Raw genomic sequence first — 15,942 nt, 5'->3', positions numbered from 1 at the left:
TGCCTGGGTGCGGCCTCTATTGAAGCTGCAGCTTGCGCGCCTCTACCTTGGCCAGCCGGATCAGCTCTTGCATGTAGGGTTTCTCACGGTCCTCGGTCCGGATCGCAGCATACAGGCTGCGGGTAATGCCGGACTTCGTAAGCGGCCGGGTTACGTAGTCTGAGGAGTATTTCACCTCCCGCACCACCCAGTCCGGCAGCACCGACACCCCGCGGTTGGAGGCGACCAGCAGCAGGATCACCGCCGTCAGCTCCACCTGGCGGATCGAGGCCGGCTCCACCCCGGCCGGGATCAGCAGCTGGCTGAACACATCCAGCCGGGTCTTCTCCACCGGGTATGTGATGAGGTTCTGGCCGGTGAAATCCTCCGCCTCGATATAAGGCTTGTCCGCCAGCGGATGCTGGGCGGAGGCAACAAACACAGGATTGTAATCAAACAGCTCGATGAACTCGACGCCATTGATGTCCTCCGGGTCGGAGGAGACCACCAGATCCACCTCCTCCTTTTGCAGCGCGGGCAGCGCGTCAAAAGCCAGGCCGGGCCGGATGTCGACATCCACGTCGCCCCAGTTCTTGCGGAACCCCTCCAGCACCGGGAACAGCCATTCAAAACAGGCGTGGCATTCGATCGCGATATGCATCCGGCCTGTGTTACCATCGCGCAGAGATGAAAATTCTGCTTGCGCTGCCTCAACTTGCGGCAAAACCTGCTCTGCCAGCCGCAGCAGCCGCAGGCCCGCCGGGGATAGTTTCATCGGCTTGGAGCGGCGGATGAACAGCTCCACACCGGCCTGGTCCTCCAGTCCCTTTACCTGATGGCTCAGCGCGCTTTGGGTGATGTTCAGCTGCTCGGCAGCCCGGGCCAGACCGCCGGCCTCATGGATGGCCTTGATGGTGCGGAGATGGCGGAATTCGATATGCATCCTATCAGATCGCTCATGTTAATCTTGAGTATTATGAAATTGTCTCACAATGCTGCGCGTGCAACAAGAGCAGACATAAACCTAGCGAGAGACCTGAGATGACGACGCCCAAGATTTCCTTTGAATTCTTCCCGCCGAAAAATCTCGAAGCCTCCTTCCGGCTTTGGGACACCGTGCAGGTTCTCGCCCCGATGGACCCGCGCTTTGTTTCTGTAACCTATGGCGCAGGCGGCACAACGCGCACCCTGACCCGCGATGCCGTAGCGACCCTGCACAACTCCTCCGGCCTGAATGTGGCGGCGCATCTGACTTGCGTGAATGCTTCCAAGGCAGAAACACTGGAGATCGCGGACCAGTTTGCCGAGGCTGGTGTGACCGAGATCGTCGCCCTGCGCGGCGACCCGCCTAAAGACGAAGGCAAGTTCACCCCGCATCCCGAAGGCTTTGCCGACTCGGTGGAGCTGATCAAGGGGCTGGCCGCGCGCGGCGGCTTCACGATCCGCGTTGGCGCCTACCCGGACTGCCACCCGGAGGCCGCCAGCCAGGCCGCAAATGTGGAATGGCTGAAGCGCAAGCTGGATGCCGGCGCCGATGAGGCTTTGACTCAGTTCTTCTTTGAGGCAGACACTTTTTTCCGGTTCCGCGACGCCTGCGAAAAGGCGGGTATCGACGGCAGCAAACTGACACCGGGCATTCTGCCGATCGAGAACTGGAAAGGCGCGCGCAATTTCGCCAAACGCTGCGGCACCGTCATCCCGGAATGGATCGAGAAGGCGTTCGACAAGGCGCTGCGCGACGGCCGCGAAGAGCTGCTGGCCACCGCGCTTTGCACCGAGCTGTGTTCCGACCTGCTGGAAGGCGGCGTGGACAAACTGCATTTCTACACGCTGAACCGCCCGGAATTGACCCGCGACGTCTGCTTTGCCCTAGGTGTGACCCCCAAGGTAGCGCTGGAGAACGTGGCGTAAGCCTTGCGGGCCCCGGCGCGCGGTTTCTAATGCAGGGGACACCCCTGCCAAGGACCCGCGCGCTATGTTCTATGCCAAACAGCCTTCCGACCTGCTGACGATCGAGCAAATCTCCCGGATTTCCGGCCTCGATTTCATGCGGGGCATTCTGGACGGCCGCCTGCCCGGCCCGCCGATTGCCGAGACGCTGGGTTATCACCTGCACAGCGTGGAGGAAGGCCAGGTCGTGTTCCGCGGCACGCCGGAGTTCCACGTCACCAACCCGATGGGAACTGTGCATGGCGGATGGTACGGCACGCTTCTGGACAGCGCCATGGCCTGCGCCGTTATGACCAAGGTGCCGCTGGGCTCGGTCTACACAACGCTGGAATACAAGATCAACATTCTGCGCCCCATCCCGCTGGGCACGCAGATCGACTGCACCGGCACTATCGACCATGCGGGCCGCTCTACAGGCGTGGCGCACGGTGAGCTGCGCGGGGTCGAAGACGGCCGCCTCTATGCGACCGGCTCCACGACCTGCATCGTGATGCAGATCGCGTGAACAAAGCTACGGGAATGCAGCCCCCCGCCTTGCCGGCCGCAATTCTCCGATTATCTTCAGAGCAGTAAATTGACGAGCAGCGGAAAGGCCGGCCATGCCGCCAAACTCCTTCGCGCGGGCCGCCACCGCCCGCATCCAAATCCTGGCCCCCGCCGCGGAGCTGGATTTCCTGGATACTCAATCCGTCGTCCTGCCAGAACAGATCACTCCGCTGGAGGCCTGGAACCTGATGCACGCGCGGCCGCTGCCGGGCCTGAAACTGGCGTTCTGGCTGCGGGATGCGATATCCGCCTGTTTTGGTGTCAAACGCATCGGCGGCATTACCGGCAAGCCGCGCACGGGCGTGCAGCCCGGCGACAAGCTGGACTTCTTCCTGGTGGAAGCGGTGTCCGGCACGGTACTGACCCTGACGGTGCGGGACCGGCACCTGGACGTGATGACCTGCATCACCAGCAAACACGGTGTTGTATCTGTCACGTCTTCGGTCAAAACCCACAACTGGTTCGGCCGCGCCTACATGATCCCGGTCCGGCCGGCTCATAAGCTGATCGTCGCGCTGTCGCTGAAGCGCTTGGAGCGCGCGCTCAAGCAGCGCCGCGCCGCAGGCTGATCCGCTTCCCAGCTCTCCAGCCGCACAGCCGGCGTCGGAACCGGTCCATTCGCGGAACTTATGCATGCTCCCGGCTGAGCCGCGTGGCAGCTCTCAGGTCTTGGAAAACATCGCCAGCCAGCCGCCGGAAGACGCATCGCTCTGCTTGCCCGCATCGACGCTGCTATGCAGCCGCTCGCTGCCATCCAGCCCGACCCGGCGGCGGCTGCGCAGCAGGAAGATCTTGCCCCAGCCGCGCCAGGTGCCGACCGACGGCGCGTTCGGGTCAACCGGGTACCGCATCCGCCAGTCCAGGGGCAGCGGCAAGCCACGGTCTTCGGCCTTTTCCAGCATCCAGATCAAAGAGACATTGGCCAGCGGCCGGGCGTCTTCATAGCCGCCCAGCTGACCGCCGACATCACCGTGGGCGCCGCTGAACCAGACCTGCTCAACATGACCGTCCCATCCCTTGGGGCAATCCCACAGCACCGGCCGGAACACATCACGGGTCTCGTCCAGCGCCAGCGCGTGGTACCCGCTTTTAACGTGATGGCCCAACTCGTGGTTGTGGAAGTTGTGCCGGTTTTCCGCCCAGCGCCACAGCAGCGGCAGCCGCAGGCCCAGCGCCTTGACGGTGTCCCAGACGCCGACCATCTCGATCTCGATCTCATCATGGCAATGCGCATTGGTGAAGGCGGCGCCGGTCTTGGAGCGCCCGTTCAGCCGGTAGTGCCGGTAGGCTGTGCGGATGTTGCGCACGGTGGCGTGCTCAGCTTTCAGCAGGCCGATCCGGTCGATCACCCCGGCCAGCGACCGCACCGCATAGGCGCCGCGGGAGTAGCCGAACAAGTAGATCTGATCACCGGGGCGGTACCGCGATGCAAGATAGCCATAAGCGCGGCGGATCTGGCGGTTGATGCCGCGCCCCATCATTACATCAGGCGCACTGCCCCAGCCCTTCCACTGGACGCCGGATTCGTAGAAAACCGAAACCGGCCCGCCCATCTGGCGGCACAGACGGTACAGCTGGCCTGCGTGGGTTTCATGCCCCTCCTCCAGCGTCGACATGGTGCCATCCAGGATGATCACATGGGCCTGCGGCCCGCGCAGCTTGGTTTCGCCGGAATGCTCCGAGCGCAGCGGCCGTCCCAGCCACCCTAGAACCCTTTTACTCAGCTGTGTCAGAAACATCCCTAAGCACTTCCCAAATTCTCAGCGGGGTGAACGGCATGTCCACCTGCCGCACTCCGCGGTCCCAGACCGCGTCCTGCACCGCGTTTGCGACCGCTGCCAGCGCGCCGACGGTGCCCGCCTCGCCGCAGCCTTTCATCCCCATCGGGTTCTGTGTCGAAGGCACCGGCTCGGAGGTGAATCCAATCATGGGGACGCCGCTTGCCCGCGGCAAGGCATAGTCCATGAACGAAGCCGTGAGCAGTTGTCCGTCCTCGTCATAGACAACCCGCTCCAGCATGGCCTGTCCCAGCCCCTGCGCCACCCCGCCGTGCACCTGGCCTTCGGCCAGCACCGGGTTGATCAGATTACCGAAATCGTCGACTACAGTGTAGCGCTCCACGTCGGAATTCCCAGTATCCGGATCGATCACGACCTCGGCAACATGGGCGCCGTTCGGAAACGAGCGCCCCGGCAGCCGGGCCCGCGCCGCGTGACGCTGCAGGTCAAGCCGCCCGTGCGCGCGGGCCATCTCTGCCGCTTCCAGCATGGTGGGGGTCAGGTTGGATCCCGGCGCGCGGAAGGTTTCGCCATCAAATTCAACGGCCTCCTCCTCCACGCCCATCTCCTCCGCCAGGAAGGGGATGAAGGCGGCGATCATCGCGTCCACCGCCGCCAGCGTGGCATTGGCCTGGGTTGTCACCGACCGCGACCCGCCGGTGCCGCCGCCTGTGGCAATGCGGTCGCTGTCGCCCTGAATGACCTCGATCTTGTCTGCCGGAATACCGCTCTGATCGGCCAGGAACTGGGCATAGACAGTTTCATGCCCCTGTCCGTTACTTTGCGTGCCAACGTAGATCTGCACCCGGCCGTCCTCCAGAAACTCCACTTCCGCGCCTTCAGAAGGATCGCCCAAAATGCTTTCGATATAGTAACAAAGCCCGACGCCCCGTAACTTGCCGCGTTTACCATCTTCGGCGCGGCGGGCTGCGAATCCTGCGATATCAGCCTCTTGCGCGGCGCGGCTCAGGACTTTGCTAAAATCACCCACATCATAGGTTTCTCCGGTCACGGTGTCATAAGGGAACGCATCAGTCTGAATGAAGTTCCGCCGCCTTAGCTCCCACGGATCCACCCCCAGCTCGCGCGCGGCCCGGTCCATCGCCCGCTCCAGCACATAGATCGCCTCCGGCCGCCCTGCACCTCGGTAGGCATCGACCTGGGTGGTGTTGGTATAGATCCCCTGCACCTGCAGCCAGGCGGTCTGTATGTCATAAACACCTGCCAGCACCCGGCTGAACAGCTGCGTCTGGATCGGCTGCCCGAAATGGGAGTTGTACGCGCCGAGGTTGCAGCGGGTGGTGACCCTGTAGGCGGTGATCTTCAGGTTTTCGTCAAAGGCCAGCTCTGCCAGCGAGGTGAGGTCGCGGCCGCCATTGTCGCTCAGCATCGCCTCGCTGCGGTCGGACATCCAGAACACTGGCCGTCCCAGCGTGCGGGCGGCATGGGCAACGGCGAAATACTCCGGGTAAGGCATCGCCTTCATGCCGAACCCGCCGCCCACATCGGGGGTGGTGACCTTCACGTCAGCTTCATCCAGCCCCAGCTTGGCAACCAGCTGGGACTTCATCGCCCAGACCCCCTGCCCGCCATAGCAGAAATGCAGCCGCCCTTCGGACCATTCAGCAAAACAGCCGCGCGGCTCCATCGAATTGACGATGATCCGGTTGTCGTCGACCTGCAGCGCAACGGTATGGGCGGCGCTTGCGAACGCCGCTTCGGTCGCGGCCTCGTCGCCCATGCCCCAGTCAAACGCCTTGTTGTCCGGCACCCCGTCATGCAGCGGCTCACCGCCGGGCAGTACATCCAGCTTCACCGGCAGGTCGTCGATATCCAGTTCGATCAGCTCGCCGGCGTCGCGGGCCTGATCCAGCGTGTCCGCAATCACCACGGCGACCGGCTCCCCGACATAGCGCACCCGGCCGCGCGCCAGCATCGGGCGCTCGGGCGACGCGCCTTTGGTGCCGTCGCGGTTGGTCACCAGCGAGCCGTCCATTGAGGTGTTGATACCCGCGGCTTCGAGATCGGCCAGGGTGATCACCGCATGGACACCGTCCGCTTCGCGCGCGTCCTCCACATTCAGCGCAGAAATCAACCCATGCGCCACCGGGCTGCGCAGCACCCAGGCGCGCAAGGCATCCGCCGGGGCGGCATCCTCGATGTACCGCCCCTGGCCGGTCAGGAACCTGACGTCCTCGACCCGTTTTACCGGCTGGCTTTTCCCGAATTTTTCCATGCTCGCCCCCTGTCCGCGCTGGCTGCTGTTGCGGGGGCGAGACTACTGTCAGCGGGCCGCTTGTCCAGCCAGCTCGATCACCGTCGCCACGTCAGACAGCCCATAGCCGTTGAATTGCGTGCTCATGGCGGAAGAATAGGCGCCCAGCCCCGGAAACAGCACATAGTCCCCCGCGACGCAATCGCAAGGCAGCGGCAGCCCGTCCGGCAGCCGGTCGAGACTGTCGCAGGTCGGGCCGAACACCACTCGCGGCTTGCGGACGCCGCCGCGGTGGGTGCCGTCGGAGGCGACGACCTCAACCCGGCCCGGCAGGCCCATGTCACGGATATCGACCAGTCCGCCATAGATCCCATCGTTCAGGAACACCACCGCACCGTCCTTGCGCATCCCCTTGATGCGGGCGGCCAAGGTGAAGCTTTCCGAGACCATCGCCCGGCCCGGCTCGCAGATCAGCGTGGGCTTGTCTGCGCCAAACGCCTGATCCGCCGCCTTTCCGATGGCGGCAAAGACCTTTTCGAGATCCGGCGCCACACCGTCACGGTTGGCAGCAAAGCCGCCGCCCACATTCAGCCGCGCAATCCGCACGCCCGCCGTACCGACGATCCGTTTGGCCGCATGGACGTATTCAACCCAAGCCATCTCATCTTCGCATTGGGTGCCCGGGTGGAAGCACAAGGCGGGTGTCCAGCCCTTGGCCGCGACCTGCTTCAGCAGCTCCACCGCCTCCTCCGGCGCGGCGCCGAACTTGCTGCCGAAATCATAGGCCGCCCCCGCCACTGGCAGCGCAAAGCGCACCGCGATCTCGCAGGAGCGCGGCACCGCGTCCAGCTTCTCCAGCTCGCTCAGCTCATCCACCGACCAGCTGGCAACGCCATGTTCGATCCCGGCTGCGATCTCCGCCTCGGACCGCATCGGATTGTTGTAATGCATCACCGCATCGGGGCTGGCGGCACGCACTGCCTCCATTTCTGCGGGCGAGGCCACGTCAAAGGCGGTGATCCCCGCAGCCACAAGGTTGGACAGAACCGCCGGGTGCGGATTTGCTTTCACCGCGTAGGTTACCAGCCCCGGAAACCCCTGGCTGAACCGCCGCGCCACCTCGTGCAAAACGCGCGGCGAGAAATACAGGATCGGATGATCCGGCGCGCTGCGGGCAAGGTGGGATTCAGGCGAAAGCCATAGCGGGGGAATCTGCTGCATCGTGTAACCCTCATTCGTTTTGCATATTTTCCGCGAATTTTCCGTCGATTCCGCTCGTCACTCTGCATATAGTGACGAATACTTTCGTCATATCGCAGGAAAAACATGCAAACCGACGGCACAGACCAGCGCCTTATCGCCCTGCTGCGGGAGAATGCCCGCCGCCCGGTGGCCGAGATTGCCCGCACGCTCGGCCTGGCCCGCACCACCGTGCAGGCCCGGATCGAACGGCTGGAGGCCACTGGGGTGATCACCGGCTACACGCTCAAGTCCTCTGCCGCCGCGCGGCCGCCGCTGCAAGCGACGGTCCTGATGTCGATTGAACCGCGCACCGGTCCGGAGGTGCTGGCCCGGCTGCGCAAGCTGCCGGGGGTTGAGGTGGTGCATACGACCTCCGGCCGGTTCGATCTGCTGGCGCAGGTGGTGGCGCAAAGCACCGCGGAACTTGATGAAACCATCGACAAGATCGCGGAAGCCCGCGGGGTGCGCTCTTCCGAAAGCCTGATCCATCTGGCGACCAAGCTGGACCGCACCGGGCAATAAGGGTCAAACGGTCCGCACGTAGTCCAGCAGCCAGTCCCGGAACAGCTTGGCAGCCGGACGCATGGTACCCCGGTCCGGGTAGATCAGGTGATAGGCCTCCTGCCCCGGCACTTCGACATCCGGCAGACAGCGCACCAGCCCGCTGGCGGCGGTCACCGCGTCAGAAGCGGGCGCCCTCGCCAGCGCAATCCCCATCCCCTGCGCCGACAACTCGGCTGCCATCAGCGAGTTATCGGCAAAGAAATAGCGTGCCTGCCCGTGGGAGAGCCGCAGATGCTTAAACACCTGTATCCAACTGGCGCGGTGGGTGGACACCTCTATCAGTGGAAAGCGGAACAGATCCTGCGGGGATCGGATCTGCACGGCAATATCTGGCGGCGCGACAGGATAAAGCACCTCGCGCAGCAGCTCGTCTCCTTCGGTGCCGAACAGTGACGGATTGCCGAAGACGATCTGCAGATCGGTGAACTGGTTGGCAAAATCCGCCGCCAAATTGCCGGTGCTGAGCGCCAGACTGACCTGCGGGTGCGCTGCCTGGAACTGCGGCAGGCCCCGCGCCAGCACCCCATGTGCGAAGAGCAGCACAGACTGCACGAACAGCCGCTGCTCGCGGCTCTCCCCGAACAGGCCGGTGGTGGCGGTTTCCAGCATCAACAGCGACTGCTGCACCGAGGGCAGATAGGCCCGCCCCGCCTCCGTCAGGGTAACCGCATGGGCGTGACGGTGAAACAGCGGCGTGCCCAGCTGCGTCTCCAGCGCCTTGACCTGCTGGCTGACGGCGGCGGCTGACATGTTCAGCTGCGCCGCTGCGCGGGCAAAGCTTTCGGTGCGCGCCGCCGCCTCGAACACGCGCAGCCAGTTGAGAGAGGGGATCCGGGTCGCCATGCAGGCAGGCTAAGCAGAACTTAGCCTAACCGGCAAGACATACCGTGCTGAGATTTTCCGCCCGCCGCCTAGGGTTTCCAGCAGCGAACAGACCCCGCGGCGGCAGCCGCACTTCCACCACCCACATAAGAGACGCGATATGACAGGTCCCGCCAACGCCCCGCGCCCCAAACGCAAGATCTGGAACTTCACTCCCCAGCTGCCGATCCAGACCTCCCCCTATTGGGATTGGCCGATGAAGCCGTTAGCCTCAATCAAATACCTGCTGCAAAGCTGGAACCCGCTGGCACTGCGGGCGCTGCTGCTGGTGTTTGCCATCATCACCTGGGCGTATCTCACCCCCGCGCTGGACCGCATCGCGACATTCAGCTGGGACTGGGTGTTCGAGATCTGGCTGCGCAACTTCTGTATCCTGATGGTGGTGGCCGGCGGCCTGCATCTTGCCTTGTGGAAGTTCCGCACCCAACAGGATGAATACCGCTATGACATGCGCCCGATGATGAAGGGCGCCAAGGTCTTCACCTTCAAGAACCAGGTCTGGGACAACATGTTCTGGACACTAGGCCCGGCGCTCACCTTCTGGACCTTCTGGGAGAGCTTCATCCTGTATGCCTATGCCAACGGCTGGGTGACGATTATCACACTGGAGAGCAATCCGGTCTGGTTCACGATCATGCCCGTCTTCATCCCGATCTGGGCGGGCTTCCACTTCTACTGGCTGCACCGGCTGCTGCATGTTGGCGCGCTCTATACCAAGGTGCACGCCTGGCATCACCGCAACATCAACACCGGCCCCTGGTCCGGCCTGGCGATGCACCCGGTGGAGAGCTTCTTTCTGATGTTCGACACCATGATCTTTTTCCTGCTGCCGTCGCACCCGGTGCACGCAATCTTTCTTCTGTTCCACCACGGCATCGGCGCTCCGGTTTCCCACGCGGGTTTCGAGCATGTGAAGTTCGGCAATACGGCGAAATTCCTGGTCGGCGACTTCTTTCACCAGCTGCACCACCGCTTCTTCGATTGCAATTACGGCACCTGGGAGACGCCTTGGGACGAATGGTTCGGAACCTTTCACGATGGCACTGAAGCAGGCAACGAAATGGTCAAGGAACGCCGCCGCAAGATCTGGACCTCCGGCTGAACCGCTCAGCCCGCCACCGCGCGATGCCGGAAATCGTGCGCCCGGCCCGTACCGCGGAATGCGCGTCAGCAGGGGCCGGGCGTCTTTGACTGCGGCACCGCTGCAAGGTGCCTGAAAGAGGAATGCGCCCCCGGTGATCCGCGTGGCGCATTGTGACAAAGAAACGCAGCCGCCCCGGTCTGGTTCCAAAAAATTTTAACCGTTGTGACGACGGCCGGCCGCCGGGGCTGCCCCGAGGCCGCTGGGACTTTCCCTTTGCCGCCCCTTTCGGTAAGGGATAGCGCGACCCGAAATGACACCCACGCAGGATCGAGCGCATGGCGATGGAAAAGACATTCAACGCGGCTGAGGCCGAGAGCCGCCTTTACAAGGCCTGGGAAGAGGCCGGCTGTTTCAAGGCAGGCGCAAACGCCAAGCCCGAGGCCTCCACCTATTGCATCATGATCCCGCCGCCCAATGTCACCGGCGTCCTGCACATGGGCCATGCCTTCAACAACACCTTGCAGGACATCCTGATCCGCTGGAAGCGGATGCAGGGGTTCGACACCCTTTGGCAGCCGGGCACCGACCACGCGGGTATCGCGACCCAGATGGTCGTGGAGCGCGAGCTGGCCAAGACCCAGCAGCCCTCGCGCCGCGAGCTGGGCCGCGAGAAGTTCCTGGAGAAGGTCTGGGAATGGAAAGAGAAATCCGGCGGCACCATTGTTGAGCAGCTGAAACGCCTAGGCGCGTCCTGCGACTTCTCCCGCACGGCCTTCACCATGGCGGGCGCCCATGGCGACACCCGCGTCGGCCACGAGAACTCCCCCAACTTCCATGATGCCGTGATCAAGGTGTTTGTGGAGATGTACAACAAGGGCCTGATCTACCGCGGCAAGCGGCTGGTCAACTGGGACCCGCATTTCGAGACCGCGATTTCCGACCTTGAGGTCGAGAACATCGAGGTTGCGGGCCACATGTGGCACTTCAAATACCCGCTCGCGAATGGCGCCACCTACACCTATGTGGAGAAGGATGAAGACGGCAACGTGATCCTTGAGGAGGAGCGCGACTATATCTCCATCGCCACCACCCGGCCCGAAACCATGCTGGGCGACGGCGCGGTTGCGGTGCATCCCTCGGATGAGCGTTATGCGCCCATCGTCGGAAAGCTGTGTGAAATCCCGGTCGGCCCTAAGGAGCACCGCCGCCTGATCCCGATCATCACCGACGAATACCCGGACAAGGACTTCGGCTCCGGCGCGGTGAAGATCACCGGCGCCCATGACTTCAACGACTATCAGGTCGCCAAGCGCGGTGGCATCCCGATGTACCGCCTGATGGACACCAAGGGCCAGATGCGCGACGACGGCGCGCCATACGCGGAGGCCGCGGGCATCGCCATGGCGGTCGCCAAGGGCGAACAGACCCTGTCGGAGAATGAGGCCGACGCCATCAACCTGGTGCCCGATCACCTGCGCGGGCTGGACCGGTTTGAAGCACGCAAGAAAGTGGTCGAGGAAATCACCAGCGAAGGCCTGGCGGTGATGCAGACCGTCACCAAGACCGACCCGGACACCGGCGAGGACGTTCAGGTGCAGGAGCCTTACGTCGAGAACAAGCCGATCATGCAGCCCTTCGGCGACCGTTCCAAGGTTGTGATCGAGCCGATGCTGACCGACCAGTGGTTCGTGGATGCGGAAAAGGTTGTCGGCCCGGCGCTGGATGCGGTGCGCAATGGCGATGTCAAGATCCTGCCGGAAAGCGGTGAGAAGACCTATTACCACTGGCTGGAAAACATCGAACCCTGGTGCATCTCGCGCCAGCTGTGGTGGGGCCACCAGATCCCGGTTTGGTACATCCCCGGCGAGGACGATTGGTACGCCATTTGTGCTGCGACCGAGGAAGAGGCGCTGGAAAAGGCCCGCCTTCAGTCCGCCGAAGGCACCGAATTCCGCATCGTCGCCGACCGCCACGAAGCGGCGCAGATCCTTGCCGAACAGGTCAAGCTGATGGATGTGCAGGACGAAGGCGCCATCCGCAGCTTTGACGGGCCGATGCAGGTGCCGATGTTCCGCGACCCCGACGTGCTGGACACCTGGTTCTCCTCCGGTCTCTGGCCGATCGGCACGCTGGGCTGGCCGGACACCACTCCGGAAATGGAAAAGTACTTCCCGACCTCGACCCTGGTGACCGGTCAGGACATCCTGTTCTTCTGGGTCGCCCGGATGATGATGATGCAGCTGGCGGTTCTGGATGAGAACCTGCCGGTCAAGAAACGCATCCCCTTTGACACCGTCTACCTGCATGGCCTGGTGCGCGATGCGAAGGGCAAGAAGATGTCGAAATCCACCGGCAACGTGGTCGACCCGCTGGAGATCATCGAGGAATTCGGCGCCGACGCGCTGCGCTTCTCCTCCGCGGCGATGGCGGCCCTGGGCGGCGTGCTGAAGCTGGATATGGAACGCCTGAAGGGCTACCGGAACTTTGGCACCAAGCTGTGGAATGCGGTGAATTTCGCCCATTTCAACAAGGTCTATGACCCTGAGGTCCCTGCCTATACCTGCCCGGATGCCAAAGCCGCGGTGAACCAGTGGATCATCGGTGAAACCGCCAAGGTGCGGGTCGAGGTGGACGCGGCACTGGAAGCCTACCGGTTCAACGACGCGTCCAATGCGCTTTACGCCTTTGTCTGGGGCAAGGTCTGCGACTGGTATATCGAGCTTTCGAAACCGCTGTTTAACTCCGAGGATGAGGCGGTGATCGCAGAAACCCGCCAGACGCTGGGCTGGGTGCTGGATCAGTGCATGATCCTCTTGCACCCGATCATGCCCTTCATCACCGAAGAGCTGTGGGGCAACACCGCCAAGCGCGAGAAGATGCTGGTACATGCCGATTGGCCGACATACGGCACCGAGCTGGTCAACGCCGAGGCTGACGCCGAGATGAACTGGGTGATCACGGCGATCGAAAACATCCGCTCCACCCGCGCGCAGATGCACGTGCCGGCAGGTGCCAAGATCCCGATGGTGGTGACCGAATTCTCTGATCAGGCGCGTGCGGCCTGGGAGAAGAACGAGGCGATGATCCAGAAGCTGGCCCGCATCACCTCGCTGGAGCAGGTCGAGAGCTTCCCCAAGGGCTGCGCAAGCGTGGCGGCGCCCGGTGCATCCTTCGGCCTGCCGCTGGCGGATGTGATTGACGTGGGCGCCGAAAAGGCGCGTCTGGAGAAGACCTTGGGGAAATTGGCCAAGGAACTGGGCGGCCTGCGCGGGCGGCTGAACAACCCGAAATTCGCGGCTTCCGCGCCCGAAGAGGTTGTGGCGGAAGCCCGCGAAAACCTCGCTGCGCGCGAAGAGGAGGAAGCGAAGGTCCAGGAAGCGCTGGCGCGTCTGGCCGAGATCGGCTGAGCCATCCGTTAATCACGTTTGAAGCGCCCGCCCCATCCGGCGGGCGTTTTCGTTTATTGCGCAACGCGTTGAAACAACCGCAAATTCCGCTGAACCGGGAAATTCTTAATAACCGCCCCATTGTTTTCGCCAGCGTTTTATATAAGCCTGCACTCAACCATAAAAAGAAGGGAGGCTTCACCCCATGCCCAAAGGATACTGGGTCGCCCATGTGGATGTGGATGACGCGGAACGCTACAAGGATTACATCAGCGCTAACGGGCCGGTGTTTGCCGAACATGGCGCCAGGTTCCTGATCCGCGGCGGCCAGAAGGAAGTGCGCGAAGGGCAGATGCGGTCGCGCACCGTGGTGATTGAATTCAAGGATTTCGCAACCGCAAAAGCCTGCTATGATTCAGTGGCCTACCAGGACGCCAAGACCTTGCGTGATCCGGTGTCTGCCGGTGATATGGAAATCATCGAAGGCTACGGCGAATAATCCCGCGCCCCGCTGCGCAGCTGACTGAGGTCACCGAATGCCCCTGCTTAAGAAATTCTTTCAAGCTTTCCGCCCGTCCGAACCGCCGGCCCTGCCCGACCCGGATGCTGAACTGGCGCTGGGGGCGCTGCTGGTGCGGGTGGCGCAATCCGACCGCGACTACCAGCTGGAGGAGATCAGCCTGATCGACCGTATCCTCGCGCGGCTCTACCAGCACAACGCGATCGAAGCCGCCAAGGTGCGCGCGACTTGCGAGAAGCTGCACGCCGCGGCGCCGGAGACCGACACCTTCGGGCGGCTGATCCGCGAGACAACCGGCTTGGAGGAACGCCTCGCCGCGCTCGATGCGCTGTGGGAAGTGGTGCTGGCCGATGGCAGCGCCCACGAGGGCGAGGTCACCATTGTGGAGGACGCGCGCAAGGCGATGGGCCTGTCATACGCCGACAGCCAGAAGGCGCGGGAACGCGCCGAGGAGAAACTCGCCAGCACCGCTGGAGAGCGCTGATGTTCCGGGAGCTTCTGAACCGCCTGCTGGAACCCGCACCTGACACGCTGGATGACGAGGGCGCGCGGCTGGCGCTGACAGCGCTGCTGGTTCGGATCGCACGCTCCGACCACAATTACTCCGAAGTGGAGAAAGACCGCATCGACCGCATCCTGACTGCCCGCTACGGGCTGGACACTGGCGGCGCGCTGATCCTGCGCGAACAGGCCGAGGCGATGGAGGCCGAGGCGCCCGACACCGTCCGCTTCACCCGCGCGATCAAGGACGCGGTGGTTTATGAGGACCGCACCGGCGTCATTGAGGCGCTGTGGCAGGTGGCCCTGGCTGACGGGCACCGCGATGCAAACGAAGACGCGCTCCTGCGGCTGTCCGCCAGCCTGCTGGGAGTATCGGACGTAGACAGCGCAAAGGCGCGCAAACGGGCAGAGGCCGCTTTATGATTGCACATCTCGGTATGTACGACCGCCCGGAAACCGCTGCGGCGAACGACCGGTTCTGGGCCTCGATCCGCGATCATCTTGGCGGCGGACCCGAACAGCTGACCCGCGGCGCCGATTTCTGGGAGGTCTGGAAGTCCCCTGACCTGCTGCTGTCGCAAACCTGCGGCTGTCCCTACCGCACCCGGCTTTATGGCGAGGTGGAACTGGTGGGCACCCCGGATTACGGCCTGCCCGGCTGCCCGCCCGGTTATTACAACAGCGTCTTTGTTACCCGCACCGAGGACGCAGGCCAGCCGCTCGGCAGCTTCGCCGGGCGCCGCTTTGCTTACAACGAAGCACTGTCACAATCCGGCTGGGCGGCACCGATGGTGCATCTGCACGACCGCAGCATCCTGCCCGGCGCGCTGGTGGAAACCGGCGGCCACCGGCTGTCGGCCGAAGCCGTGGCAGAGGGCCGCGCCGATTATGCAGCCCTGGACGCTCTGACCTGGGAAATGGTTCGCGAACACGACGGTTTTGCCGCCGGGCTGACCGAGATCGAGCGTACGGATCCGACCCCGGCCCTGCCCTATATCACCAGCTTGGGCGGTGATGCCGAGGCGCTGTTTTCCGCCATCGAATCCGCCATCCGCGGACTGGACCCGGAGACCCGCAGCCTGCTGCATCTGAAGGGCCTGGTGAAGATCGCTCCCAGCGACTACCTGGCAGTGCCGACACCGCCAGGCCCGGTGCTGACCGGGCAGCGCATCCGCGCGGCGGAGCTGACGTAACGGCCCTTTCCAAAATGGCAGCACAACCGGTCATTTTGGCACCTGCTGTGCCAGCTTGTGCGGTTTGAACGTTGCATTCGGTCTTTTTTTCGGTCCAATAAG

15 protein-coding genes are annotated in these 15,942 nt (G+C 63.4%); 10 read left to right on the top strand and 5 right to left on the bottom strand.

Going from position 1 to position 15,942, the window contains the following annotated elements:
* Window positions 1–16: 16 nt before the first annotated feature.
* A complete protein-coding gene (locus tag AC5STI_RS02355) occupies window positions 17–922 on the bottom strand; it encodes a LysR family transcriptional regulator (RefSeq protein WP_495445447.1) in 906 nt (301 codons plus the stop codon).
* 98 nt (window positions 923–1,020) lie between these two features.
* On the opposite strand from AC5STI_RS02355, the gene metF reads away from it, so the two are divergent.
* The 3 genes from metF to AC5STI_RS02340 all read left to right on the top strand — a co-directional run bounded on the left by metF (window position 1,021) and on the right by AC5STI_RS02340 (window position 3,044).
* Window positions 1,021–1,890 (top strand): methylenetetrahydrofolate reductase [NAD(P)H], encoded by an 870-nt coding sequence (gene metF / locus AC5STI_RS02350; RefSeq protein ID WP_495445446.1) that lies wholly within the window; start codon window positions 1,021–1,023, stop codon window positions 1,888–1,890.
* A gap of 64 nt (window positions 1,891–1,954) precedes the next feature.
* Window positions 1,955–2,434: a PaaI family thioesterase gene (locus AC5STI_RS02345; protein ID WP_475051173.1), complete on the top strand. Its 480-nt coding sequence runs from the start codon at window positions 1,955–1,957 to the stop codon at window positions 2,432–2,434.
* A gap of 94 nt (window positions 2,435–2,528) precedes the next feature.
* A complete protein-coding gene (locus AC5STI_RS02340; protein WP_495445445.1) occupies window positions 2,529–3,044 on the top strand; it encodes a DUF2867 domain-containing protein in 516 nt (171 codons plus the stop codon).
* A 93-nt stretch (window positions 3,045–3,137) separates the two neighbouring features.
* Here the strand turns inward: AC5STI_RS02340 and AC5STI_RS02335 are convergent, their stop codons facing one another.
* The 3 genes from AC5STI_RS02335 to AC5STI_RS02325 are packed head-to-tail and all read right to left on the bottom strand — an operon-like array spanning window position 3,138 to window position 7,689.
* Complete coding sequence (locus tag AC5STI_RS02335) at window positions 3,138–4,214, bottom strand: T6SS phospholipase effector Tle1-like catalytic domain-containing protein (protein WP_495445444.1); 1,077 nt, start codon at window positions 4,212–4,214, stop codon at window positions 3,138–3,140.
* Complete coding sequence (locus AC5STI_RS02330) at window positions 4,192–6,489, bottom strand: xanthine dehydrogenase family protein molybdopterin-binding subunit (protein ID WP_495445443.1); 2,298 nt, start codon at window positions 6,487–6,489, stop codon at window positions 4,192–4,194. The genes AC5STI_RS02335 and AC5STI_RS02330 overlap by 23 nt, the downstream gene beginning before the upstream one ends.
* Before the next feature lie 48 nt (window positions 6,490–6,537).
* On the bottom strand, window positions 6,538–7,689 hold the full coding sequence (locus tag AC5STI_RS02325; protein ID WP_495445442.1) for a type III PLP-dependent enzyme: 1,152 nt from the start codon (window positions 7,687–7,689) through the stop codon (window positions 6,538–6,540).
* Between the two features lie 105 nt (window positions 7,690–7,794).
* Between AC5STI_RS02325 and AC5STI_RS02320 the strand changes: the two genes are divergently transcribed.
* Window positions 7,795–8,232 (top strand): Lrp/AsnC family transcriptional regulator, encoded by a 438-nt coding sequence (locus AC5STI_RS02320; RefSeq protein WP_495445441.1) that lies wholly within the window; start codon window positions 7,795–7,797, stop codon window positions 8,230–8,232.
* Between the two features lie 3 nt (window positions 8,233–8,235).
* Here AC5STI_RS02320 and AC5STI_RS02315 read toward each other — a convergent pair whose 3' ends face one another.
* Window positions 8,236–9,117: a LysR family transcriptional regulator gene (locus AC5STI_RS02315; protein ID WP_495445440.1), complete on the bottom strand. Its 882-nt coding sequence runs from the start codon at window positions 9,115–9,117 to the stop codon at window positions 8,236–8,238.
* A 139-nt stretch (window positions 9,118–9,256) separates the two neighbouring features.
* On the opposite strand from AC5STI_RS02315, the gene AC5STI_RS02310 reads away from it, so the two are divergent.
* From AC5STI_RS02310 to AC5STI_RS02285, 6 genes are all read left to right on the top strand, one after another.
* A complete protein-coding gene (locus AC5STI_RS02310; protein WP_495445439.1) occupies window positions 9,257–10,258 on the top strand; it encodes a sterol desaturase family protein in 1,002 nt (333 codons plus the stop codon).
* Window positions 10,259–10,575: 317 nt separating this feature from the next.
* On the top strand, window positions 10,576–13,647 hold the full coding sequence (locus AC5STI_RS02305; protein WP_495445438.1) for a valine--tRNA ligase: 3,072 nt from the start codon (window positions 10,576–10,578) through the stop codon (window positions 13,645–13,647).
* 184 nt (window positions 13,648–13,831) lie between these two features.
* Window positions 13,832–14,125: a DUF1330 domain-containing protein gene (locus AC5STI_RS02300; RefSeq protein ID WP_490398501.1), complete on the top strand. Its 294-nt coding sequence runs from the start codon at window positions 13,832–13,834 to the stop codon at window positions 14,123–14,125.
* A gap of 43 nt (window positions 14,126–14,168) precedes the next feature.
* Window positions 14,169–14,630 carry a tellurite resistance TerB family protein gene (locus AC5STI_RS02295; protein WP_490398634.1) on the top strand — a complete coding sequence of 154 codons (462 nt, stop codon included), beginning with the start codon at window positions 14,169–14,171 and terminating at the stop codon, window positions 14,628–14,630.
* Window positions 14,630–15,070 carry a tellurite resistance TerB family protein gene (locus AC5STI_RS02290; protein WP_475051159.1) on the top strand — a complete coding sequence of 147 codons (441 nt, stop codon included), beginning with the start codon at window positions 14,630–14,632 and terminating at the stop codon, window positions 15,068–15,070. Before AC5STI_RS02295 ends, AC5STI_RS02290 begins: the two co-directional genes overlap by 1 nt.
* Complete coding sequence (locus AC5STI_RS02285) at window positions 15,067–15,840, top strand: phosphate/phosphite/phosphonate ABC transporter substrate-binding protein (protein WP_495445437.1); 774 nt, start codon at window positions 15,067–15,069, stop codon at window positions 15,838–15,840. The genes AC5STI_RS02290 and AC5STI_RS02285 overlap by 4 nt, the downstream gene beginning before the upstream one ends.
* The last annotated feature ends 102 nt before the right edge of the window (window positions 15,841–15,942 follow it).

Source organism: Leisingera sp. CC-HEC096 (genome assembly GCF_059429235.1).
This window is presented reverse-complemented; position numbering and strand designations above follow the sequence as displayed.

What these genes read in the sequence shown, in the direction of transcription:
- AC5STI_RS02355 (WP_495445447.1), bottom strand. Translation starts at nt 922, where the DNA reads ATGCATATCGAATTCCGCCATCTCCGCACCATCAAGGCCATCCATGAG.
- metF (WP_495445446.1), top strand. Translation starts at nt 1,021, where the DNA reads ATGACGACGCCCAAGATTTCCTTTGAATTCTTCCCGCCGAAAAATCTC.
- AC5STI_RS02345 (WP_475051173.1), top strand. Translation starts at nt 1,955, where the DNA reads ATGTTCTATGCCAAACAGCCTTCCGACCTGCTGACGATCGAGCAAATC.
- AC5STI_RS02340 (WP_495445445.1), top strand. Translation starts at nt 2,529, where the DNA reads ATGCCGCCAAACTCCTTCGCGCGGGCCGCCACCGCCCGCATCCAAATC.
- AC5STI_RS02335 (WP_495445444.1), bottom strand. Translation starts at nt 4,214, where the DNA reads ATGTTTCTGACACAGCTGAGTAAAAGGGTTCTAGGGTGGCTGGGACGG.
- AC5STI_RS02330 (WP_495445443.1), bottom strand. Translation starts at nt 6,489, where the DNA reads ATGGAAAAATTCGGGAAAAGCCAGCCGGTAAAACGGGTCGAGGACGTC.
- AC5STI_RS02325 (WP_495445442.1), bottom strand. Translation starts at nt 7,689, where the DNA reads ATGCAGCAGATTCCCCCGCTATGGCTTTCGCCTGAATCCCACCTTGCC.
- AC5STI_RS02320 (WP_495445441.1), top strand. Translation starts at nt 7,795, where the DNA reads ATGCAAACCGACGGCACAGACCAGCGCCTTATCGCCCTGCTGCGGGAG.
- AC5STI_RS02315 (WP_495445440.1), bottom strand. Translation starts at nt 9,117, where the DNA reads ATGGCGACCCGGATCCCCTCTCTCAACTGGCTGCGCGTGTTCGAGGCG.
- AC5STI_RS02310 (WP_495445439.1), top strand. Translation starts at nt 9,257, where the DNA reads ATGACAGGTCCCGCCAACGCCCCGCGCCCCAAACGCAAGATCTGGAAC.
- AC5STI_RS02305 (WP_495445438.1), top strand. Translation starts at nt 10,576, where the DNA reads ATGGCGATGGAAAAGACATTCAACGCGGCTGAGGCCGAGAGCCGCCTT.
- AC5STI_RS02300 (WP_490398501.1), top strand. Translation starts at nt 13,832, where the DNA reads ATGCCCAAAGGATACTGGGTCGCCCATGTGGATGTGGATGACGCGGAA.
- AC5STI_RS02290 (WP_475051159.1), top strand. Translation starts at nt 14,630, where the DNA reads ATGTTCCGGGAGCTTCTGAACCGCCTGCTGGAACCCGCACCTGACACG.
- AC5STI_RS02285 (WP_495445437.1), top strand. Translation starts at nt 15,067, where the DNA reads ATGATTGCACATCTCGGTATGTACGACCGCCCGGAAACCGCTGCGGCG.